This window comes from Streptomyces sp. SYP-A7185 (genome assembly GCF_046103685.1).
GTDB lineage: Bacteria > Actinomycetota > Actinomycetes > Streptomycetales > Streptomycetaceae > Streptomyces.
On the sequence record NZ_CP122310.1, the window covers coordinates 501,020 to 523,430 of the forward strand.

Annotated in this window: 14 protein-coding genes; 7 read left to right on the forward strand and 7 right to left on the reverse strand. The window is 70.8% G+C overall.

Annotated features, from left to right (window positions below):
* Positions 1–2: 2 nt before the first annotated feature.
* From QBL25_RS02145 to QBL25_RS02165, 5 genes are all read right to left on the reverse strand, one after another.
* Positions 3–8,651: an amino acid adenylation domain-containing protein gene (locus QBL25_RS02145; protein WP_409055226.1), complete on the reverse strand. Its 8,649-nt coding sequence runs from the start codon at positions 8,649–8,651 to the stop codon at positions 3–5.
* A 43-nt stretch (positions 8,652–8,694) separates the two neighbouring features.
* Entirely contained in the window at positions 8,695–9,882 is a 1,188-nt protein-coding gene (locus QBL25_RS02150) for an NAD(P)/FAD-dependent oxidoreductase (RefSeq protein WP_409055227.1), read from the reverse strand.
* A gap of 55 nt (positions 9,883–9,937) precedes the next feature.
* On the reverse strand, positions 9,938–10,168 hold the full coding sequence (locus QBL25_RS02155; RefSeq protein WP_409055228.1) for a phosphopantetheine-binding protein: 231 nt from the start codon (positions 10,166–10,168) through the stop codon (positions 9,938–9,940).
* 36 nt (positions 10,169–10,204) lie between these two features.
* Positions 10,205–11,815: an amino acid adenylation domain-containing protein gene (locus tag QBL25_RS02160; protein WP_409055229.1), complete on the reverse strand. Its 1,611-nt coding sequence runs from the start codon at positions 11,813–11,815 to the stop codon at positions 10,205–10,207.
* A 116-nt stretch (positions 11,816–11,931) separates the two neighbouring features.
* Positions 11,932–12,147, reverse strand: coding sequence for an MbtH family protein (locus QBL25_RS02165; RefSeq protein WP_409055230.1), 216 nt, complete (start codon positions 12,145–12,147; stop codon positions 11,932–11,934).
* 450 nt (positions 12,148–12,597) lie between these two features.
* Here QBL25_RS02165 and ccrA point away from each other — a divergent pair, with 450 nt between their 5' ends.
* The 7 genes from ccrA to QBL25_RS02200 all read left to right on the forward strand — a co-directional run bounded on the left by ccrA (position 12,598) and on the right by QBL25_RS02200 (position 21,016).
* Positions 12,598–13,980, forward strand: coding sequence for a crotonyl-CoA carboxylase/reductase (ccrA, locus tag QBL25_RS02170; protein WP_409055231.1), 1,383 nt, complete (start codon positions 12,598–12,600; stop codon positions 13,978–13,980).
* A gap of 86 nt (positions 13,981–14,066) precedes the next feature.
* Entirely contained in the window at positions 14,067–14,930 is an 864-nt protein-coding gene (locus QBL25_RS02175) for a 3-hydroxybutyryl-CoA dehydrogenase (RefSeq protein ID WP_409062519.1), read from the forward strand.
* 108 nt (positions 14,931–15,038) lie between these two features.
* Positions 15,039–15,806 carry a thioesterase II family protein gene (locus tag QBL25_RS02180; RefSeq protein ID WP_409055232.1) on the forward strand — a complete coding sequence of 256 codons (768 nt, stop codon included), beginning with the start codon at positions 15,039–15,041 and terminating at the stop codon, positions 15,804–15,806.
* Positions 15,793–16,617: an SDR family NAD(P)-dependent oxidoreductase gene (locus tag QBL25_RS02185; RefSeq protein WP_409055233.1), complete on the forward strand. Its 825-nt coding sequence runs from the start codon at positions 15,793–15,795 to the stop codon at positions 16,615–16,617. Before QBL25_RS02180 ends, QBL25_RS02185 begins: the two co-directional genes overlap by 14 nt.
* A 32-nt stretch (positions 16,618–16,649) precedes the next feature.
* Positions 16,650–19,535 (forward strand): non-ribosomal peptide synthetase, encoded by a 2,886-nt coding sequence (locus QBL25_RS02190; RefSeq protein ID WP_409055234.1) that lies wholly within the window; start codon positions 16,650–16,652, stop codon positions 19,533–19,535.
* A 140-nt stretch (positions 19,536–19,675) separates the two neighbouring features.
* A complete protein-coding gene (locus QBL25_RS02195; RefSeq protein WP_409055235.1) occupies positions 19,676–20,323 on the forward strand; it encodes a DUF1707 domain-containing protein in 648 nt (215 codons plus the stop codon).
* A gap of 207 nt (positions 20,324–20,530) precedes the next feature.
* Entirely contained in the window at positions 20,531–21,016 is a 486-nt protein-coding gene (locus QBL25_RS02200) for a phospholipase (RefSeq protein ID WP_409055236.1), read from the forward strand.
* 25 nt (positions 21,017–21,041) lie between these two features.
* Here QBL25_RS02200 and QBL25_RS02205 read toward each other — a convergent pair whose 3' ends face one another.
* Both QBL25_RS02205 and QBL25_RS02210 read right to left on the reverse strand, forming a co-directional pair.
* Entirely contained in the window at positions 21,042–21,674 is a 633-nt protein-coding gene (locus tag QBL25_RS02205) for a hypothetical protein (protein WP_409055237.1), read from the reverse strand.
* A 247-nt stretch (positions 21,675–21,921) separates the two neighbouring features.
* Positions 21,922–22,341 carry an MmcQ/YjbR family DNA-binding protein gene (locus QBL25_RS02210; protein WP_409055238.1) on the reverse strand — a complete coding sequence of 140 codons (420 nt, stop codon included), beginning with the start codon at positions 22,339–22,341 and terminating at the stop codon, positions 21,922–21,924.
* Positions 22,342–22,411 lie beyond the last annotated feature (70 nt).

Here is a 22,411-nt window from a genome sequence, read left to right on the forward strand (position 1 = left end):
CGCTACTCCTGTACGGTCATCTGTCGCAGCTGGGGGCGCTTCGACGTGGCCAGCTTCTTGATCTGCTCCGCGAGCTGGGCGACGGTCGGATTGCGGAACACCGTCGTGACCTTCACGTCGACGTTGAGCTCATTGCGGATCCGGCCGGTCAGCCGGGTGGCCAGCAGCGAATGCCCGCCGGCGGCGAAGAAGTCGACGTCGATGCCGATCTCCTCCACGCCGAGCAGCTCCGCGAACAGCCGGCAGAGGACCTCTTCCTCGTGGGTGCGCGGCCCGCGTCCGGTGGCGACCTCGGCCTGGTCGGGTGCGGGCAGCGCGGCGCGGTCGACCTTGCCGTTCGACGTCACCGGGATGCGGTCGAGGACCATCAGATGGGCGGGGACCATGTAGTCGGGCAGCTGCCGTTCCAGGTGGGCGCGCACGTCGCGGACGAGCTGGGCCGGGCTGTACCACCGGGCGGGCGCCGGGGCGGCCGGGACCGGGGCCGCGGAGGGGGCGCCGCGGGTGGCGTACAGCTGGCACATCCCCGTTCCCTCAAGCCCTTGCGGGGTCTCCACGATGACCTGGAACCCCTTGGTCTCCAGCATCTTCGTCACGACCGCGACCCGGTCGTCGACGTCGTGGACCTCGGCGACGACCTGGCGGATGATCGGCCAGTGCTCGGGCTCGATCCCCCGCAGGGCGGCCAGTTCGCTCTTCTCCGCGTCGACCTTCAGCAGATCCACCGCGGTGAGCGCGTTGTCCCGGATCACCTGCGACACGGTGCGCAGTTCCACGTCGACGCGCGTGCTCGCCAGCCGGTCGGCCAGCAGGTCGCTCAGCTGATCGTCCTCGGCCGCGTCGGCGCCGCGCTCGTTGGCGATGACCCTGCGCAGCGTCTCCTGTTCCGTCGCCTCGTCCGCGAACTGCCCCGACATCATCGACATCTCGGGGTAGTGGGTGAACTCCGCGCGTCCCGCGGCATCCGAGATGCCGCAGTCGGCCACCACCGCGTCCAGTCCGTGCAGCCGTGCGTTGATCCGGTAGAACTCGGCCGACTCCGGCATCGGCTCGACCGCGTACACCCGCACGCCGGATGCCACCGTCCCGGCCCACAGCCCGAACATGCCCACGTGGCCGCCCACGTCGACGACGCACGCGCCGTCGTCGACGCTCACCCCTCCGCGCGCGTACTCGCCGCGCCGGAAGATCTCGTCGTAGAGGTATGCGATGTTCGACTTGTTGCGCCCTGCCACCAGCATGCCGTTGGGCAACTCGTGCAGTTCGACGCCGGCCAGCCGCCCGGCCTCCTCCAGTTCGAGGTAGGGGGACACCCCCGGCGCCGTCTCGGGGTCCGCCACCACATACGCGGCCAGCTGCCGGCCACCGGCGGCGTCGTCACGGGCGATCACCGTGGCCTGCCGTACGGCCGGGTGACCGACCAGTTGGCTCTCGATCTCGCCCAGTTCGATACGGAATCCGCGGATCTTCACCTGGAAGTCGGTGCGGCCGACGTACTCCAGTTCGCCGTCCCCGTTCCAGCGCACGACGTCGCCGGTGCGGTACATCCGGGCTCCGGGCTCTCCGTAGGGGCAGGCCACGAACCGGTCCGCGGTCAGCGCGGCCTGGCCGAGGTAGCCGCGCGCGAGCCCGGTCCCGGCGAGGTACAGCTCGCCCTCGACGCCGGGCGCGACCGGGCGCAGCGCCGCGTCCAGCACGTACACCCGGGTGTTCCAGATGGGCACGCCGATCGGCACCGGGCCGGAGCCCTTCGGGACGCAGGCGTGGTGCGTGACGTCGACGGCGGCCTCGGTCGGGCCGTACAGGTTGTGCAACTCGACGGCCGGCAGCGTGCGGGCGAAGGCCGTCGCGGTCTCGCGCGACAGGGCCTCACCGCTGCAGAACACCCGGCGCAGCGGTTCGGCACACCGGGCGGCGGCCGGTTCGGTGAGGAACACCTGGAGCATCGAGGGCACGAAATGGCAGGTGGTGACGGACTGTTCGCGGATCAACCGGGCCAGATACGCCGGGTCCTTGTGTCCGTCGGGCTCCGCGACGACCAGTGCCGCGCCCTCGTGCAGCGGCCAGAAGAACTCCCACACCGACACGTCGAACGACGACGGCGTCTTCTGGAGCACCCGGTCCCGAGAAGTGAGCCCGTACTGATGCTGCATCCAGCGCAGCCGGTTGACGATCGAGCGGTGGGAGATCTGGACGCCCTTGGGGCGGCCGGTGGATCCGGAGGTGTAGATGACGTAGGCGGCGTTGTCCGGGCGGAGCGTGCGATCCGGGTTGTCCGAGGGCTGGCCGGACACGTCCGGGAGCTGCTCGTCGAGCACCAGCAGCGGCCGCGCGCTTTCCAGCATGTGCCGCACCCGCTCCTCGGGCAGATCGGTGCCCACGGGCAGATACGCCGCCCCCGCCTTGACCACCGCGTACAGCGCCACCAGCAGGTCCACGGAGCGCGGGACGCGCACCGCGACGACCTGCTCGGGTCCCGCGCCGCGCTCGATCAGCCAGTGCGCCAGCTGGTTGGCCCGCCGGTTGAACTCACCGTAGGTCAGCGTCTCGTGCTCACCGATCAGTGCGACGCGGTCGGGGCCGCGCTCCACCTGGGCCTCGAACGCGGCGGGCAGACTGCCCTCGGCCACGGCGTGCGCCGTGTCGTTGACCTGCGCGAGCGACCACTCCCGCTCCTGGTCGCTGAGCACCTCGATGGCTCCGACGGGGACCGTCGGGTCGGCACGCACGTGTTCGAGCACCCGGACGAGCCGGGCGGCGATCACCTCGGCCGCCTCGCGGTCGTAGAGGTTGTTCTGGTAGTCGAGGGACAGGCGCAGGTAGGGGTCGGCGGAGTTGAGACTGAGCGGGTAGTGCGAGCCCGCGAACGGCCGGATGCCGTCGATCGTGAAGCCCGCCGAGGTGTTCGCGTCGACGATGCCCTCGCGGTCGACCGGGTAGTTCTCGAAGGCGATCATCGTGTCGAACAGGGCGGGCAGACCGACCTCGCGCTGGATGTCGGCCAGCCCGTAGTAGTGGTGGTCGAGCAGCGTGGTCTGCCGGTCCTGCAACGCGGTGATGACCTCGGCCGCGCTGCGGTCCGGCCGGCAGAACACCCGGATCGGAAGGGAGCTGACGAACAGGCCCACCATCTCGTCCGAGCCGGGCAGCTCCGCCGGGCGGCCGTTGACGGCGGCCCCGAACACGACGTCCTGCTGCCCGGTCAGCTTCGACAGCAAAATCCCCCACGCGCCCTGCAGGAGCGTGTTCAGCGTGACGCCGAGTTCCGCGGCACGCCGGGCGAGATCACGCCCCTTGTCGATGGTCAGCGGCACCTCGACCCGCCCGAGGGCGGTGGCCGCCTCCTGGAGGGGAGCGTGGGGAGCCACCAGGGTCGGCTGGTCGAATCCGGCGAGCTCGGCGGCCCACCGGGCGGTCGACGCCTTCCGGTCCCGCGTGGACAGCCAGGCCAGGTAGTCACCGTAACTGCGGACCGGCGCGAGCTCCCCGGCCCCGGCGTACAGCTGGATCAGGTCCTTGAACACCAGCGGCGACGACCAGCCGTCGAACACGGTGTGGTGCGCGGTGATGAGGAGTTTGGCCTGCTGCGGCCCGCAGGTGAGCAGAGCCAGGCGGAACAGCGGTGGCTTGCTGGGGTCGAGCCGGTCGGCCCGGTCATCGGCCAGGGCCTTGTCCAGCGCCGCGTCCTGCGCGGCTTCGCCCAGGCCCGTCAGGTCGAGGTGCCGCCAGGGCACGGTGACGTGCTCCGGCACGACCTGCACCGGATCGCCGCCTGCCGCGGTGAAGAACGCCGAGCGCAGGTTCGGATAGCGCTCCAGGAGCGCCTGGCCGGCCGCCCGCATGCGCGCGGGGTCCACGTGTCCGGACAGATGCAGCACGAACTGCATGTGATAGACGTCGAAGGAGCCGTCGGCGACCGCGGCCTGGAACTGGATCCCGGACTGCCCAGGTGACTGCGGCCACACCTCGGCCAGCCGTCCGTAGCGCTTCTCCCACTGCTCGATCTCGTCCTGCCGCACGGCGACCAGCGGCGCGTCCGACGGGGTGAGCCCGCCGGCCTCCGGGCGGGTGGCGTGCGCGGTCATGCCGTCGAGCACCGCGACCCACAGCTCGGCCAGCTCGGCGATCCGTTCACGGGAGAGGACCCCGGTGGGGAACATGAAGACGGTTTGCAGCCGGGTGCCGTCGGCGGTGTCCGTGGCTACCGAGTTGACCTCGAGCGCGGACAGCGCGGGCAGGTCCGGGTCGGGCAGCGGGAGCAGGTCGGCGGACCAGGACGCCGGTCCCCAGCCCTCCGCGCGCAGGTGCTCGGGCACGTCGGCGCCGGAGATCCGCCCCAGGTAGTTGAACCCGATCTGCGGCGCCGGGTAGCCGGCGAGCTGCGGGGCGGTCTCCGGGTTGAGATAGCGCAGCAGGCCATAGCCCACGCCCTTGTCCGGGACCCCGCGCAGCTGCTCCTTGACCAGCTTGATCGCCTCACCGGCCGCGGGGCCGCCGGCCAGTACGTCTGCCAGGTCCACTGCGCTCACGTCGACCCGCGCCGGGTACATGCTGGTGAACCATCCCACGGTGCGGGAGAGGTCGGCCCCGGGGACGACGTCCTCCTCGCGGCCGTGTCCCTCAAGCCGGACCAGGGTCGAGCGGTCGGCGCCGCGCCACCGGTCCACCGCCAGGGCGAGCGCGGCGAGCAGCACATCGGTCCCGGTGCCCCGGAAGGCCGCGGGGAGCCGGGTCAGGACCGCCTCGGTGACCTCGGCGGACAGCTGTACCCGTACGGTGTCGACGGTGGACATGAGGTCCACCGCCGGGTCGAACGCCCGGCTGCCCAGCGGGGGGTTGGGCCTTTGGAGCATGTCCCGCCAGTACGCCAGTTCCGCCTCCCGCCGCGGGGAGAGTGCCTCGGTGGCCAGCGCCGACGCCCAGCGGCGGGCCGATGTCCCGACCGCGGGCAGCTCCGGCGTCCGCCCGGAGCGGATCTGCTGCCACGCCTCGGCGAAGTCGGACATGAGGATCCGCCAGGAGACCCCGTCGGCCACCAAGTGGTGCAGGACGACGAGCAGCCGGCCCGCACCCGTCTCGGGGACGAACCACACGAAGTCCGCCATGGTCCCGGCCGCAGGGTCCAGCCGCCCGACCGCGGCGTCCAGCTCCGCCTTCCCCGCCGCCAGCGACGCAGGCTCCTCCCACCGGCCGTCGCAGGCGACCCGGTGGATCAGGCCGGCCGCGCGCACGGTACCCGGCGGGCGCACGTCCAGGGACGGTTCGCCGCCGCGCACCAGCCGCGCGCGCAGCAGATCGTGCCGGTCGAGCACGGCGTCCAGCGTGGCGGCCAGTCCGCTCGCGTCGATGCCGACGGGCAGCTCCAGCGCCATCGCCATGGCGAACCGGTCCATCCCGCCGCCGTGCTCGAACACCTGCCGGGCCACGGGCTGCAACGGCATGGGGCCGACGCCGCCGCCCTCGTCCTCGGCCAGTACGGGCACCCGCTCCCGGCGGGCGGTGGCCACCTCGGCGAGGCGGGCCGCCGTGCGGCACTCGAAGACCTCCCGCGTGGTGAGCTCCAGGCCGCGGGCCCGGGCCCGGGCGACCACCTGGAGAGAGCGCAGGCTGTCGCCGCCCACGGCGAAGAAGTCGTCGTCGGCGCCGACCCGCTCCACGCCAAGCACGTCCGCGTACGCCGCGGTGATGACCGCCTCGGCCTCGGTGCGCGGCGCGCGGTAGGCCTCGCCGGTGAACTCCGGTTCGGGCAGCGCCGCACGGTCCAGCTTGCCGGTGGGCCCCAGCGGCAGGTGGCCCAGGGCCACGAACGCCGACGGCACCATGTAGTCGGGCAGCCGCGAAGCGACGAACTTGCGCAGTTCGGCCGCCGAGGCACCGGCCAGGACATCCACGTCCCCGATCCCGCCGGCGCCGTCGTCACCGACGCCGCCGGTCCCGGCGTGCACCACGTAGGCGACGAGCCGCCGTCCGCCCGAGGGCGCCTCCCGGCTGATCACCACGGCCTGGCTGATCCCGGGGTGCTGCATGCACGCGGCTTCGACCTCGGCCGTCTCGATGCGGAAGCCGCGCACCTTCACCTGGCCGTCGGCCCTGCCGACGCACTCCAGTTGACCGGCCGCGTTCCAGCGGGCCAGGTCACCCGTGCGGTACATCCGCCCGCCCGCCGGACCGAAGGGGTCGGCCACATAGCGCTCGGCCGTCAGGTCCGGGCGGGCGTGGTAGCCGCGGCCCAGGCAGGTCCCCGCCACGTACAGCTCACCGACCACGCCCTGCGGCACCGGGGCGAGTCCCGGGCCCAGCACGTAGGACCGCATGTTGCCCAGCGGGGTGCCGATCGGCGCGACCTCGCTGCCCGCCTCGTCCTCCGACGCCGTCAGGGAGTACGTGGTGGCGTAGAAACTCTCGCTCTGGCCATAGGAGTTCACGATCTGCGCGCCGGGCAGGGCCGCGCGGACCTCGCGCACCAGCCGGGCCGGGAGCACGTCGCCCGCGAAGACGACCGTGCGCACGTCCGCCGCCTTGTCCAGGTGGCCGACCAGTTCCCCGATCACCGAGGGGACCGCGCTGATCACGTGGCCGTCCCAGGAGTCCCGTTCGGCCAGCGCCAGTGCGTTGGGCACCACCTCTGCGGTGCCGCCGGTGGACAGGGTGGTCAGCAGCTCGAAGACCGAGACGTCGAAGTTGACCGAGGTGCCGGCCAGCATCCGCCACCCGGGCGGCGCGTCCAGGACGCGCACCAGCTCCCGCACGCCGTTGACGACGTTGCGGTGGGTGATCGCGGCGCCCTTCGGCTTGCCCGTGGAGCCGGAGGTGTACATGACGTACGCCAGATTGTCCGGACCGGGCGCCGGGATCCGGCCCACGGCGTCCGACGGCGCTTCGGGCCGGTCCCCTTGCGCGTACTGGTCGAGGTGGACGGCCGCCATGTCGTTCGGCGGCAGGTCCGGCGCCGTCCGGGTGTCGGTGACCACGAACCGCGGCGCCGCTTCGGCCAGCACGGTCTCCGCTCGCCCGCCGAGGTACTGCGGGTCCATCGGCAGGTACGCGGCGCCGGACTTGAGGATGCCGAGCAGGCCGACCACCAGGTCCTGCGTGCGCGGCAGCGCGAGCACCACCAGGTCCTCCGGACCGGCACCCCGCCGGATCAGCTCCCGCGCGAGGCCGTTCGCCCGCTCGTCGAGCTCCCGGTAGGTCAGGGTGCGGTCCGCGCACACGATCGCCGGGGCGTCGGGGGTCGCGGCGACCTGGTTCTCGAACAGCTGCGGGATCGTCAGGTCGGGCAGAGCCGTGGCGGTGTCGTTGAACCGGGTGAGCACCCGCTCCCGCTCGGCCGCGTCGAGCACGTCGATGCCGCTGATCCCGTGCCCCGGGTCGGCCACGAGCCGGCCAAGGACGCGGACGAACCGGTCCGCGAGGTCCTCGGCCGTTCCCCTGTCGAACAGATCGGTGGCGTACTCCAGCCGGCACCGCGCCCCGCCCGAGCCGTCCGGGATCAGGTCGAAGAACAGGTCGAACTTGGCCGTCCGGGTCTCCAGGCGCTCGGCCCGCGCGTCCAGACCGGCGAAATCCATGTCCGGTACGGGCGGCTGCCAGGCGAGCATCACCTGGAAGAACGGGTTGTAGGCGGTGGACCGGTCCGGGTTCAGGAGCTCCACCAGCCGCTCGAACGGCATGTCCTGGTGGTCGTAGGCGGCAAGGGCCCGCTCCCGCACCCGCTGGAGCAACGCGCGGAAGGTCGGGTTTCCGGAGAGGTCGACGCGCAGTACCCAGGTGTTGACGAAGAAGCCGACGAGGTCGCGCAGTTCCTCGTCGGTGCGTCCCGCGATCGGTGCGCCGATGGGCACGTCGTCACCGCAGCCCAGATGGTGCAGGAGGACCGCGAGCGCGGAGTGCATGACCATGGACGTGGTGGTGTCCGCCTGCGCGGCCAGCTCCTCCACGGCCCGGAGCAGATCCGGGCCGATCGAGAACGGGACCATGTCGCCGCGGCGGCTCATCGTCTTCGGGCGCCGGCGGTCGGTGGGTATCGCCAGCGGCTGGGCCAGATCGGCCAGGGTCTGCCGCCAGTACTCCAGTTGCCGGGCCGCCAGGCTGTGCGGGTCGGACTCGTCGCCGAGCATGTCCCGCTGCCACAGCGTGTAGTCCGCGTACTGCACCGGCAGGGGCTCCCACGCGGGGGCCCGGCCCTCCGTGCGGGCCTCGTAGGCCATCAGGAGATCACGGAACAGCGGGCCGAAGGACTCTCCGTCCACGGCGATGTGGTGCATCACCAGCACCAGGGTGTGGTCGCGCGGTCCGCACCGCAGCAGCCTGGCGCGGATGGGCACGTCGGCGGCCAGGTCGAAGGTCGCGGTGGCCGCCTCGTCGACGGCCGCCGGCTCCTCCTCCTTGGCGACGGGCACGACCGGCAGGGCAAAAGGGCTGCGCCCGGAGGGCAGCACCTGCTGGTGCGGGACGCCGCCGTCGTCCTCGACGATCACCGTGCGGAGGGCCTCGTGCCGGTCGATGACGTCGCGGAGCGCCGACTCCAGCGCGTCCGCGTCCAGTTCACCGGTCAGCCGCAGGGCGAAAGCGCCGTTGTACGTCGGCGAAGGGCCTTCGAACCGGTCCACGAACCACAGTCGGCGCTGCGCGAACGACAACGGGATCATTGTTCCTCCACATCGATAGAGCTACCAAGGAGCAATCCGCCGCTCAGTTCTGATCGAGTACTGCCAGAAGCTCGGCGTTGTAGAAGTCGTCGAAGGAACACGCGCCCGACACCGTCGAGAAGTACCGGTCGATCAGCTCCTGGTGACCGACCAGCTTCCGGAGGATCTCCGTGCGCCCCTCCGGCTTGAGTTCGGCCACGTTGAGCGCACCCTGGTAGACGCCGGAGAAGGTGTCCTCAAGGTCCTCCTCATAGCGGTCCAGCGCCTGCGCGAGCGCCGCCTCGTCGTGCAGCCGCTCCCCTATGTGCTCGGTGAGGGACCGGGCCTGGAGGAAGGCGTCGGTGATGCCGCGGGCGGTGATGGAGTCCTTGTGGTGCACCGCGTCACCCAGCAGCGCCCACCCGGGCCCGCGGGCCGTGCGGAAGTAGTTCTCCTGATGACCCGTGCCGTACATCTGCTCCACGCGCTCACCCGCCGTCATCCGCTCGTACAGCTCGGGGCTCGTCGAGCGGACGGCTTCGAGATAGGCGGACTCCGCTGCCTTGCGGACCTCGGGGAACTCGTCCTGCGGGAAGTACGTCATGATCAGCGTGAGGTCGTCGTGGGTGGGGGCGGCGACCATCCAGCGCCCCGGCCGCTCGTACACCTCGAAGCCGGCGGGGACCCCGGCCCAGTAGCTGTAGTAGACGCAGCTCATGCGCGGGTGCTCGATGACGTTGCGCGCACCGGCCTTGCGGGCCACCAGCGAGCGCATGCCGTCCGCGCCGACGACCAGCCGCGCCCGCTCCGTCGTCTCGACGCCGCCGGGGGTCGTGTACCGCACCCCGGCCACCCGGTCACCGTCAAACACCAGGTCGGTCACCGCGCAGTTCTCCCGGAACTCCGCGCCGGACGCCACGGCACCCTCCGCGAGGATCGAGTCGAGCACGAACCGCCGCGGCGCATAGGTCGTGCGATGGCCGTCGACCGGCAGGGAGAAGCCCTCCAGCCGGACGCCGGGGCCCTCGTAGCTTTCGCGGTCGATCGGCGGGCAGCCCGTGGCACGGAGTGTGTCGAGCAGCCCCCACCGGCCCAGGAGGGCCACGCCCGGCTGGTGGATGTAGTGCGAGGACAGTGTGTCCTGCGGAAATCGCGCTTTCTCCAGGAGCAGGACGCGGTACCCCTGCCGGGCGAACAACATGGCCGCCGGCGAACCCGCACACCGGGCACCTATGACAATGATGTCGTACATGGCGCCTCTCTTACCAAGTGGTTTGGTGGATCCCCTACGCGGCAATCGCCTGACGCTAGTGAGTTTCCGCGCCCATGGATTCGATGTACGCGGAAATCGAGGCCACCGTCGGGTTGAGGTACATCTGGTCCACCGGAACCTCGACGCCCAGCTCCTCGATGAAAGCCATCTGGATTTTGGCCATGATCACGGACTGGCCACCCAGGGCGAAGAAATCGTCGTCGACCGAAAGGTCGTCACACTGGAGTTCCCGGCACCAAATGCCGCGGACCTGGTCGGCAATCATCACACAGCCCTCTCGTTCGTCAGCAAGGTCCGTCGACTATGCCGTCATGCCGCTGTCCGAGTACTTGTTCTCGTGCTTGCGCTGGTGCTTGTTCTTGAATTCATCGGCCAACGCCGCGCGGTCCACTTTCCCGTGCGGGCTCAGCGGGAGCCGCCCGACGGTGACGAAGCGGGCGGGAACCATGTTCCGCGGCAGCGTCTCGAGGAGACGGGTCCGCACGTCGTGCTCGGCAAGTTCCTCATCCGCCGGCACGATGAACGCGACCAGTTCGGCCTCGCCGGAGTCCGTGCTCCCGACCACCACGGCGGCCTCCCGGACGCCGTCCAGCCTGCCGAGCGCGCGCTCGATGTCGGTGGGATCGATGCGCATGCCCCGCACCTTCACCTGTGCGTCCATCCGCCCCGCGACGACGAGTTGGCCGGCCTCGTCCACCCGGCCGCGGTCACCCGTGCGGTACAGCCTGCACGGCACTCCGTCGATCACGGCCGTCGTGAACCGTTCGGATTCGGGGCCCGTGCCGTTGAGGTAGCCCGCGCCGACACTGCTCCCGGCAATGTAGATCTCGCCGTACTCCCCCGCCCCGACGCCGCGCATCTGCTCGTCGAGTAGGTGGATGTCGGTGTTGTAGGCCGGCGTGCCGACCGGTGCGATGTCATGCGTGCCGGGCCGGTGGCCGGCGAGGTCGTACGACGTCGCGACGTCCGTGCACTCGGCGACGCCGTACTGGTGCAGGAGAGTGCAGGTGGTGTCCGCACGCCGGGCCCAGTCCGCGAGCCGTTCGACGCGCAGCGGCTCCCCGCCGAAGAGCACGTAGTCGAGCCCGGCGAGCGCGTCACCGCCCCGCGCGGTCTCCCAGTCCACCAGGAGGTACAGCGTGCTGGACGCACAGTGCACCACGCGTATGTCGTGCCGGGCCAGCATGCGGTGGGCCATCGCGGCGTCGAAGTTCCGGCTGGGCATCAAATGCTGGGTGGCGCCGCAGAACAACGGCATCATCAGGGCGCGCTGGGAGAGGTCGAACCCGAACGCGCTGACGACCAGGTGGTGCGACGCGTGGTCGAGGCGGTATTCGAGCATCAGCCAGTTGAGCAGGTTGAACCAGCCCTCGTGCCGCACCGCGGTCACCTTGGGCGTGCCGGTCGACCCGGAGGTGAAGACCGCGTAGCACACGTCGTCCCCGGTGACCGCGCAGTCGGGGTCGGTGGGCGCGAGGCCCGCCAGGTGGCCGGCCAGCTGCTCCAGGTCGATGACTTCGACGGCCGCCGACTCGACCAGGGCGGTCGTCGCCGGGGAGGCCACGATCAGGGTGAGGCCGGGGACTTGGTCCAGCAGCAGGTGCAGTCTGGCCGCCGGGTAGGACGGATCGAACGGTACGTAGGCCGCGCCTGCCTTCAGCGTGCCGAGGATGGCGACGACCATGTCGATCGAATAGTCGAGGCAGACCCCGACCTTCGCGCCCCGCCCGTGTCCCCGCGCGGTGAGGTAGTGCGCGAACCGGTTCGCCTTCGCGTTCAGTTCCGCGTACGTCACCTGCTGTCCGGCGCAGAGGACGGCGACGGCGTCGGGGGTGGCCCGCGCGTGGTGCTCGAACTGGCGGTGGACGACGGGCGCCGGGGGCAGGGCGACCCGCTTTCCCTGAAGGATCATCAACTGACTCCGATGTGGAGGTGGCCGGACGGGCGAGCCGTCGTGGCGGGCCGGCCGGCCCGCGGACCGTTCGATGGTGAGCGTGGTGGCCTCCGCCGGCGCCGGTCCACGGACCGTCAGTCCGCCGCCATGGCCTCCCGCAGGCTCCTGGGACGCAGATCGGTCCAGTGCCGCTCGACGTACTCCAGGCACTCGGACCTGGCCGCCTCGCCGAAGACCACCCGCCAGCCTGCGGGCACCTCGGCGAACACCGGCCACAGGGAGTGCTGGTCCTCGTCGTTGGTCAGGACGTAGAAGTGGCCGTTCTCATCGTCGAAAGGGTTCGTGCTCATTGCCACCATCCTCAATCGTCAGCGCGTATCGAAAGGGGAAATCAACAGGGTCGCGCACCGGTTCGCGCATCGGCGTCGTCCCGTCGACAGGACACCCGGCATCCGCAGCCGCCCTGGAATGCTGACGCCACGCTAGGACTCGGCCGCCGAGGCCGCAAGGACCGTAGAATTACCGGCCTCCCGACCGTCCGCCCAGGCCTGTGTCCCTCTGGGGTTCTGTGCCACGATGGCCGACCAGTGGCCCATAACAGGGCTTACTCGAATGCGGATTCGCCCCATCTCATCGCACCAAAGCGCTCGGGAGAGCGCGCTGTTGATTGCGGTCTGTGCGGGTGCCCGCCAAGGCCTGGTGTCCCGATCGGAGAGATGCCGGAAGAGCCCCATCCCTGCCGAACTCCGTAACGCAGCGGCGACCGCGCTTGCGCCGTAACGAGGGCAAAGGAATTCCTGATGGACGCATTGGCCGAAGCCGCGCTCGCGGGTGCTTCGCCTGACGAACTGATCCGGGAGGAAGTGCCGGGCGAGTACCGGGCCGCGTATGTGCACGCGGAGGACACCGGCATGTTCGGCGACGCCCCGGACAAAGACGTACGCCGCTCGCTGCGGGTCGGCCGGGTGCCGATGCCGGAACTGGCGCCGGACGAGGCGCTGGTCGCGGTCATGGCCAGCTCCGTCAACTACAACACCGTCTGGTCGGCGACCTTCGAACCGCTGCCCACCTTCGACTTCCTGCGCCGGTTCAGCCGCCAGGGCGGGTACGCCGCCCGGCACGACCGGCCGCAGCACGTGCTCGGCTCGGACGGCGCGGGCGTGATCGTGCGCGTCGGTACGGGCGTGCGGCACTGGCGCGTCGGTGACCACGTGGTCGTCTCACCGTCGTACGTCGACGACCAGGAGCCCGCGACCCACGCCGACGGAATGCTCGGCAGGGAGCAGCGCGTGTGGGGCTTCGAGACCAACTTCGGCGGCCTGGCCCACTACACGGTCGTACGGGTCAACCAGCTCGTGCCCAAGCCCACCCACCTGACCTGGGAGGAAGCCGCGTCCGTGCCGCTGTGCGGCAGCACCGCCTACCGCATGCTGGTCAGCGACCGTGGCGCACGCATCAAGCAGGGCGACATCGTGCTGATCTGGGGGGCCACCGGCGGCCTCGGCGCCTACGCGGTGCAGCTGGTGAAGGCGGGCGGCGGCATCCCGATCGGTGTGGTCAGCTCCGACGCGAAGGCAAGCGCCCTGCGCCGGCTGGGCTGTGACGTGGTCATCAACCGCAACGACATCGGCCTGGGCCACCATGTACCGGATCCCCACGAGGCCATCGCCCTGGGCAAGCAGCTCGGCAAGCGGATCAGGGCAGAGGTCGGCGAGGACCCGCACGTGGTGTTCGACTACGTCGGCGCCGCCACCTTCGGCATCTCGGTGTTCGTGGTGCGCAAGGGCGGCACGGTCATCACCTGCGGATCGAGCACCGGTTACCAGCACCAGTACGACAACCGCTACCTGTGGATGAACCTCAAACGGATCATCGGCAGTCACGCGGCCAACTGGCAGGAGCTCCAGGAGTGCAACCGACTGGTGCAGCTGGGCATGCTCGTGCCCGCGCTCTCGACGGTGTACCCGCTCGACGAGATCGGCGAGGCCGCCCGGCTGGTGCAGAAGAACCGGCACACCGGCAAGGTCGGCGTGCTGTGCCTGGCCCCGCGCACCGGGCTCGGCGTCACCGATCCCGCGTTGCGCGACCGGCTCGGCGCGGACCGGCTCACCCCGCTGTGGGACCCGTCCCACCCGACCCCGTCCGCCCACCCGACCCCGGTCGCCGCCGGGCCCACCGGCTGACCAGGAGGGACTCGACCGTGACCGAGCACGACGCTGTAGCCGTCCAGGGGAGAGCGGAAGAAGCCGGCACGACCGGCGCCACCGGCCTGCCCGGCGGCATCCACCGGGTGGGAATCGTCGGCTGCGGAGTGATGGGGTCCGGTATCGCCCACCTCTGCGGCCGGGCCGACCTGGACGTCAGGGTCGTGGTGTCCGGGCCCGCGGCCGTCTCCGCCGGGCGCGGGCGGCTGACCGCCTCGCTGGAGCGGGCCGTGACCCGCGGCCACGTCTCCGAAACCGACCGGGATGCCGCGCTGGCACGCATCACGTTCACCGACGACCTCGACGAGCTGACCGACCGTGACCTCGTGGTGGAGGCGATCCGGGAGGACGAGGACGACAAGTCCGAGCTGTTCGTGGCGTTGGACAAGATCGTGGAGTCCCCGGACGCCATCCTCGCGTCGAACACCTCGTCGATCCCGATCACCCGCCTGGCCGCGGTCACCAGCAGGCCGGGGCAGGTGGTCGGGGCGCACTTCTTCAATCCGGTGCCGGCCATGCCGCTGGTGGAGCTGATCGGTTCACTGCGGACCGAGGAGAGCACGCTGCGGCGGATGACCGAGTTCCTCGAAGTCACCCTCGGCAAGTCACCGATCCGCGCACGGGACCGGTCCGGCTTCGTGGTCAACGCGCTGCTCATCCCCTACCTGCTGAGCGCGGTCAGGATGGTCGAGTCCGGCGTCGCCACGGCAGAAGTGATCGACCAGGGCATGACGCTCGGCTGCTCGCACCCCCTGGGGCCCTTGCGGCTGACCGACCTGATCGGCCTGGACGTCGTCGTCGCGATCGCCGAGTCCCTGCACCGGGAGTTCCGCGAACCGCAGTTCGCTCCGCCCTCTCTCCTGCTCCGGATGGTGGAGGCCGGGCTCCTCGGCAAGAAGTCCGGCCGCGGCTTCTACCCCTATACCTGAGCGGTTCCGAGACTGCCGACGCCCAAGCCACGGCCACCGGCACCCCCCATCCATCCGCCCCGGACGGCCCGTCCAAGTCGCCCGGGAGTCTTGCCAGGAGGCAATACCGTGACCAAGCCGACGACTTCGGAGCGCGACAGCGTGCCGTTGCTGTGCTTTCCGTTCGCCGGAGGCGGAGCCAACTTCTTCCGCCCGTGGAACAAGATGGGCCTGACGGGGGTGGTGGCCACACCGCTCCAACTGCCCGGCCGCGAACGGCAACTGGACGCGACGCCCTACCGCGACGTGCACGTGGCCGCGGACGGATTGCTCCCCGCCGCGCTCGATGCGGCCGAAGAGGGCCCCGTCGCCCTCTTCGGGCACTGCTTCCTGGGCGCGGTGCTCGCCTACGAACTCACTCGGCGCATCGTCGAGACCGGACGTCACGAGGTGCTGCACCTGTTCATCAGCGCGGCGCGCCCACCGTCCGCCGGTCCGGTCAGCGACGTGTCCCACCTGAGCGACGACGCGTTCCTCACGCACGTCGAGGAGACCACCGGGCGCCGGTACGACGCCTTCGACGTACCGGAGATACGCGAGCTGCTGATACCGACGCTGCGGGCCGACTACGCGATGGACGAGGGCTACCGGCCGCGCGACGGCGCCCCCCTCGACGTCCCGATGACCGGGGTGTACGCCACCGACGACACCTTCGTCTCCCGCGCCGAGGTGGCCAAGTGGCAGGACGTGACCACCGCGGACTTCTCCCTCACCGCGATGCCAGGAGGACACATGTACCCGGCGGATGACCCCGTGCCGTTGCTCGCGCTGATCTCCGAGACCATCGCCGCCGGCCGCGCCACGTCCGGGAGGGGGCTCACCCATGGGACTGCATGACAAAACCGTCGTGATCACGGGCGCGGCCCGGGGAATCGGCCGGGCATGCGCCGTGCGGGCCGCCGAGGAAGGCGCGGACGTCGTCCTCATCGACATCGCAGGCGATCTGCCGGAAATCCCCTACGCCCTGGGCTCCGCGGACCAGTTGGAGCAGACCGCGCAGCTGTGCCGCAAGAACGGCGCGGCCGTGCTCGTCGCCCCGGCCGACGTGCGCTCGCGGAACGCCGTGACGGCGGCCGTCACGGCCGCGGTGGACCGCTTCGGACGCATCGACGCCCTGATCAGCAACGCGGGTGTGGGGGCGCCCTCGGGCAAAGCCACCCACGACTTCACCGAGGAGGAGTGGCAGGTCGTACTGGACGTCAACCTCTCCGGGCCCTGGCACCTGATCGCCGCGGTCGCCCCGGTCATGATCGCCCAGAGGTCGGGCAGCATCGTCAACGTCGCCTCGACGGCCGGTCTCGTCGGCTACCGGCACTTCGCCGGATACGTCGCCTCCAAGCACGGGCTGGTCGGCCTGACCAAGGCCGCCGCACTGGATTACGCACCGCTGAACATCCGGGTCAACGCGCTGTGCCCGGGCCCGGTGCGGGACGACCCCACCGTGGACGGCCAGATGACCGCGGTCGTCGCCGACGCCCTCGGCATCAGCTACGAGGAACAGGAAGCCGTCTACCTGGAGTCGGTGGCCACCGACTCACTGGTCGACCCGGCCGACGTCGCCGGCGCCGCGATCTGGCTCGCCGGTGACGACTCCCTCAAGGTCACCGGAACGGTGGTCCCCGTGGATGCCGGCTTCACCGCCCGCTGACCCTTCTCCCGGCCTCACCCAAAGGAGTGCGTGTGTCCGTCTCCGACGAAGCGGCCGCGGAGGTCTCCGCGGCCGATCACCCGAGCGGTCAGCTCTTCGCCCGCGCCGAGTTCGACGCCGCCCCGGCCCGCGCCTGCCACAGCCTCATCAGACGGCTGCCCGCCGGGACCGACGCGGCGGCGGTGCGTGCGAACCTGACCACGCTGACGGAACGTCATCCAGTGCTGCGCGCGGTGCAGTTGTTCGACGAGACGCTGCACGTGGACGCGGATGACGGTGTCGCGCACAAGCGCCGCACCCGAGAGGCCGGCCGCGCGGTCAACGGCGCCCCGGTCATCGCGCGGGCCGTGGTGTTCGGCTACACGGACGGCACGGCCGACCTGGTCCTTGTGGCACACCGCCGGGCCGTGGACCGACGCGCCCTGGACCAGTTGGCCACCGCCCTGGCCGACCCGGCACAGACCGTAACCCTGCCCGCACAGACGGCCGCCTCCGCCCCCCGGCACAACGGCCCGCCCGAACTGCCGTGGGGCCTCGGCGATCCGACCGGAGCGGGCCGGACCGACACCCTCACGCTGACCGCCCCGGCGGTCAGCGGCGAGGCGACACCGGCTGTCCTGGTGGCGGCCACCGCCATCGCGCTGGCCCGCTACGGCGGCACGGAGCGCGCCGACTTCGCACTGATCACCGGTGGTCCAGAGGCCGCCGACACCCCACGGACGGTCTCGCTCCCCGTCGGGGACGCCACACACGTCAGCGACCTGCTCGACGGCGCGGCACACATCGGCGCCACGGGCGGCGAGCCGCCGTCCGCCATGCCGGCGGTCGGGTGCCTGCTGTACCCGGGCCGCCGCGGTGACCTCTACCGACCCGCACTCGCGCCGGTCTTCCCGGTGACGCTGGCATGGCAGTACGACGCGGACGGCACCGCGAGCGGTGTGCTGCACTACGACACCGGGGTGCTGGACCCGGTTGTCGCCCGGCAGTTCGCCGGGCACATCGCCCGCCTCGTCGAGGCGCTGGCACTCGCTCCGGCAGGGACCCCGGTCGGTGACATCGACCTGGTGGACCCCGAAGAGGCCGCCGCCATCATCGCCGCCGGGCGCACTCCGGCCGTGGGCGACGCGGTGGTCGCACCCGTCCACGAACTGTTCCGCAAGGTGGCGGCGGGCCAACCGGACGCCCCCGCCCTGTCCGACGGTGAACGCACCCTGAGCTATGCCGAGGTGGACGCCCGGTCCGACGCGGTGGCCGGCACGCTGCGCGCCCACGGCATCGCGCCGGGGAGCCGGGTCGGTGTGTGCCTCGACCGTGACGCCGACCTGGTGATCGCGCTGCTCGGGGTACTCAAGGCCGGGGCCGCCTATGTCCCGATGGACCTCACCTATCCGGCGGAACGGCTCATCCATACGGTGACCGACTCCGGCGCCCGCGTGGTGCTGTCCCGTGCGGCGGACTTCCCCGTGGTCGACGGGGTGACCGTACTGCACCCGAGCGAGGTCTCCGGCACCCACGGTGAGCCGATCACGGACCCGGGCGTGAGCGCGGACGACATCGCCTACGTGATCTACACCTCCGGCTCCACCGGGCGGCCCAAGGGGGTCGCGGTACCCCACCGCAACGTCGGCGCGCTGCTCGCGGCGACCACCAGCGATCTGCGACTCGGCCCTTCGGACACCTGGACGCTGTTCCACTCCAGCGCGTTCGACTTCTCGGTGTGGGAGATCTGGGGCGCGCTGCTGACCGGAGGGCACCTGGTCGTGGTGCCGTACTTCGTCTCCAGGAACCCCGAGGAGTTCCACGACCTCCTGGTGCGGCACCGGGTCACCGTCTTGAACCAGACCCCGTCCGCGTTCGCCATGCTCAAGGAGATCGACCTGCAAAGCGCCGCCGACCTCGCGGTGCGTCTGGTGGTCTTCGGTGGTGAGCCACTTGACGTACGGATCCTTCAGGACTGGTTCCGCGGGCACCCCCACACCCGGTGCCGGGTGGTCAACATGTTCGGCATCACCGAGACCACCGTGCACGTCACCAGCCAGACCGTCACACCCCAGGACGTCGGCGCCGGATCCCGTTCGGTCGGCCGGCCGCTGCCCGGCTGGTCCGTGTCCGTACGGGACGCCGCGGGCCGCGTGCAGCCCTTCGGGGTGCCCGGCGAGATCTACGTGGGTGGCGCGGGCGTCGCCGACCATTACCTCAACCAGAAGGAGCTGACCGCCGAACGCTTCGTGGCCGACCCGGTCACCGGGGAGCGTGTCTACCGCAGCGGGGACCTGGGCAGGCTGCGCCCGGACGGGCGCCTGGACCACCTCGGCCGGATCGACGGCCAGGTCAAGGTACGCGGCTTCCGCATCGAACTCGGCGAGATCCGCTCGGTCCTGCTGGAGGATCAGGACGTCACCGCGGCAACCGTCGTGCTCGGCGGCGACGCCGGTGACGCGGCCGACGTACGCCTGGATGCCTACCTGGTGCCGAAGCACGACGGCGTGTCCGTGGAGGACATCCGGCGTCGGGCAGCGCGCTACCTGCCCGACTACATGGTGCCGACCACGTTCACGCTGCTCTCCGAGCTGCCGCTGACCGTCAACGGCAAGGTCGACGTGAGCGGGCTGGTGCCGGCCACTCCGGCCGCCCGGACCTCCCCGGCCGCCGAGGCCGAGGCCGGACAGCCGACGGATGACCGGGTGCTTCGGGTGTGGCGCGAGATTCTCGGCCAGGACGTCGGCCCGGACGACGACTTCTTCGCCTTCGGCGGCAACTCGCTGCTCGCGGTACGGCTGTCCGGAGCGCTGCGCAGGGCCGGGCTGCCCCCGGTGTCACTGCGTGAACTGTACGTATACCCGACCGCGGCCGAGGTGACCGCGCTGATCGCCGACCGTGAGCCGACCGAGGAGCCGAAGGGACGCCCCGGCGCGTGACCGAGGGCCAGGGCCGGGGCTTCGGTCCGCCCGGCCGTGGCCGAAGGGTGACGAGGCGGGCCTGTAGCGCGATATAACGTTGGTCTTCCACTCGCGCCGCCGCCCGTGTCGCGCGGAGACCTTCGACAAGGGACGCAAGCATGCCGGGAGAGACTTCACCCACCGGGAAGCACTCCGGCGGCGGCCCGTCGCCCGAATTGCGGGCCTCTCACGCCGACCGGGACCGCGTGGTGGACGTGCTGCGCATCGCGGCGGGCGACGGCCTGCTGACCGCGGAGGAACTCGACGAACGCCTCGAAACCGCCCTGTCGGCACGGACCTTGAACGAACTGGCCACGCTCACCGCGGACTTGCCGGCCGGTACGGCCGCTGCTGACGGCACCGCGACAGAGGCCCCAGGAGCGGCAGGGACCGCAGAGGTCAAGGATGTCGTCCGGATCCAGCAGGCGTTCAGCGGCTCGGTCAAGCGAACGGGCCGCTGGGTGCTGCCGCGGCGACTGGAGCTCGCGGTGACTTGGTGTGACGTGACACTCGACCTCACCGAAGCCGTGATCACCCAGGACACGCTACGGATCGACGTGGCCATGGCCGGAAAATCCCTGACGCTGATCACGCGGCCGGGCATCGAAGTCGACATCGACGGCCTGACCCTGCTGCACTGCAAACTCCGCCACCGCGCCCCGCGGACACCCCCGGGCACACCCACCACCCTGCGGGTCGAGCTGACCGGCCAGAAGGCCCACGGCAAGGTGACGATCCGCCCCCAACGCCGCACATTCGGCCGGTGACTGCCGACCCGCACTGCGTGATCCCGAGCCGACCACCCGATGGCAGTGGCGGTGGCGGTGACAGAGGGGACGAGGACTGGAGGGAGCGGAATAACTCCCGTCCGGTCAACGGGAGTTCATCCTGACGTCTCGTTTATTGAAGCGCCAACTGTGGGCATGAAAGCGCTTGTTGAGACGAACGTGTCACCCCCCTCACAGGAGGCCTCCTTGCGCGCTCGACTGACCACCCTCGCCGTGACCACCGCTTCCCTCGCCCTGGGATTAGGCGTAGCCGCCGCCCCCGCGTCCGCCGTGCCCGCCGACAAGGCGCAGGTCCTCAGCCAGTGGACCCAGACCAGCGCCAGCAGCTACAACACCTGGGCGTCGGCCAACAGCAACCAGGGGGCCTGGAGCGCGTACCAGTTCAACTGGTCCACCGACTACTGTTCCAGCTCGCCCGACAACCCCCTGGGCTTCCCCTTCAAGACGGCCTGTGCCCGCCACGACTTCGGCTACCGCAACTACAAGGAGGCGGGCACCTTCAACGCCAACAAGGCCCGCATCGACAGCGCCTTCTACGAAGACCTCAAACGCGTGTGCGCCAGATACAGCGGTGCGACGAAGACCACCTGCGACGGCACCGCCTGGACCTACTACCAGGCCGTCGACAAACTCGGCTTCGCCCGCGTGGTCGGCGACGGAACGGCCGCCTGACCCACCCGCCCGTCGCCCGTCGGGTTCAAGGGTGGTGGCCGCCGCACCGGCCATCACTCTTGGACCCACCCTGGCTCCCCAGGGCGCGTGGGGCTCCGACACTGCTGACCCAGACGACGAAGGGCCTGACCTCCGGCTCGGTCGCGGTCTGCTCCGGGAGGTTCCGCCCGTCATCCAGGTCCGACCAGGCGATGAAGCCGGGCTCGCTCTCGGCCAGGAATTCCTGGACGACCGGACCGAGGTCGTCGCAAGACACATACGCACCGCTGAACGGCAACGCATCCGGGGGCACAGAACCAGTCGAGCACCGGAGCTGCCCTGCCTGCCTGTCATGCCACACGTAGAACGTCGCCACCCCGGAGTAACCCAGATCGCGAATGCGTTCCTGGAGGGCGGCAGCAGTCCCCTCGAAGGCAGCCACCACCTCGGCAACGGACAACGAACCCCTGTCTTCGTCCGCCATTCCCAGCGACCAGGAGTTGGTCTCCCACTCCACCCGCCGGTCAGTCGGCTCCAGAACCAGCGGCTCGACCGCCACCTCAGCAATCCACGTCAACAGCACCGCACCAGTATCCAGCTCGACCCGCGGACGTCCATCTGCCCACACCTCCGTGCGTGTGCCGCACTTCACATCGAAGACGCCGCCGACCCGGAACATTCATGTAGGGCCCATCGTTCTTGTGAGTGTGGCTGCGGAGGGGACAAGGTCCCCGGGCCTCACCTCTGGCCCATGGGGACGATCGTTCGGCTGAAGCCCCATGGAGCCCTTCGCCGCGAGGCGACCGCCCTCCGCCGGCCACCCCTTACGGCCCCAGCTGGTCTCCCCCGTCCAGCTGGGGCTCTTTGCGATCTCGGCGGGAGCCGGCTCGGGGGTGACGCGGTCGAAAGAGCGGGCCCGGTGTCGGTCAACTGGCCGCCGGCGGAAGAGCGACTTGAGCGGCCAGGAACTTCGGGGCCATCTCGCGGTAGCTGTCGGTGACCAGTTCGGCCAGCTCGGTCCAGTCGGTGTGCTCGCCGAGCACGGCGGCGACCACGTTATGGCCCCAGCCGGCCCGCAGGTAGGGAAACCCGCCGGCCGTCAGGCCCAGCAGATCGTCGGTCGGCACCCGAAACGTCAGCACGACCGGTTCCTGACCTGCGCTCACATACCTGGCATAGAGCGGATGGCGGTCCGGGTCCGGGGTGTAGAGATGGGCGAACGTCCGCGTCCGAATGCGCCAACGCACCCCGATCCAAGCCGGTTCCTCGTACGACTGGGGCAACCGCCCGACCATCGACCGCAACCGGTCCAACATCTCGGGCGGCACATCTCCAGGACTGGACATGCACCGACCCTATCCAGTGCCACCCCATCCCGCCCCAGACACCACCGGACCGAGCCCCATGCCCGCAGTG

Bases quoted from the DNA above. Each gene is read 5' to 3' on its own strand.
- QBL25_RS02145 (WP_409055226.1), bottom strand. From the start codon at position 8,651: ATGATCCCGTTGTCGTTCGCGCAGCGCCGACTGTGGTTCGTGGACCGG.
- QBL25_RS02150 (WP_409055227.1), bottom strand. From the start codon at position 9,882: ATGTACGACATCATTGTCATAGGTGCCCGGTGTGCGGGTTCGCCGGCG.
- QBL25_RS02155 (WP_409055228.1), bottom strand. From the start codon at position 10,168: ATGATTGCCGACCAGGTCCGCGGCATTTGGTGCCGGGAACTCCAGTGT.
- QBL25_RS02160 (WP_409055229.1), bottom strand. From the start codon at position 11,815: ATGATCCTTCAGGGAAAGCGGGTCGCCCTGCCCCCGGCGCCCGTCGTC.
- QBL25_RS02165 (WP_409055230.1), bottom strand. From the start codon at position 12,147: ATGAGCACGAACCCTTTCGACGATGAGAACGGCCACTTCTACGTCCTG.
- ccrA (WP_409055231.1), top strand. From the start codon at position 12,598: ATGGACGCATTGGCCGAAGCCGCGCTCGCGGGTGCTTCGCCTGACGAA.
- QBL25_RS02185 (WP_409055233.1), top strand. From the start codon at position 15,793: ATGGGACTGCATGACAAAACCGTCGTGATCACGGGCGCGGCCCGGGGA.
- QBL25_RS02195 (WP_409055235.1), top strand. From the start codon at position 19,676: ATGCCGGGAGAGACTTCACCCACCGGGAAGCACTCCGGCGGCGGCCCG.
- QBL25_RS02205 (WP_409055237.1), bottom strand. From the start codon at position 21,674: ATGTTCCGGGTCGGCGGCGTCTTCGATGTGAAGTGCGGCACACGCACG.
- QBL25_RS02210 (WP_409055238.1), bottom strand. From the start codon at position 22,341: ATGTCCAGTCCTGGAGATGTGCCGCCCGAGATGTTGGACCGGTTGCGG.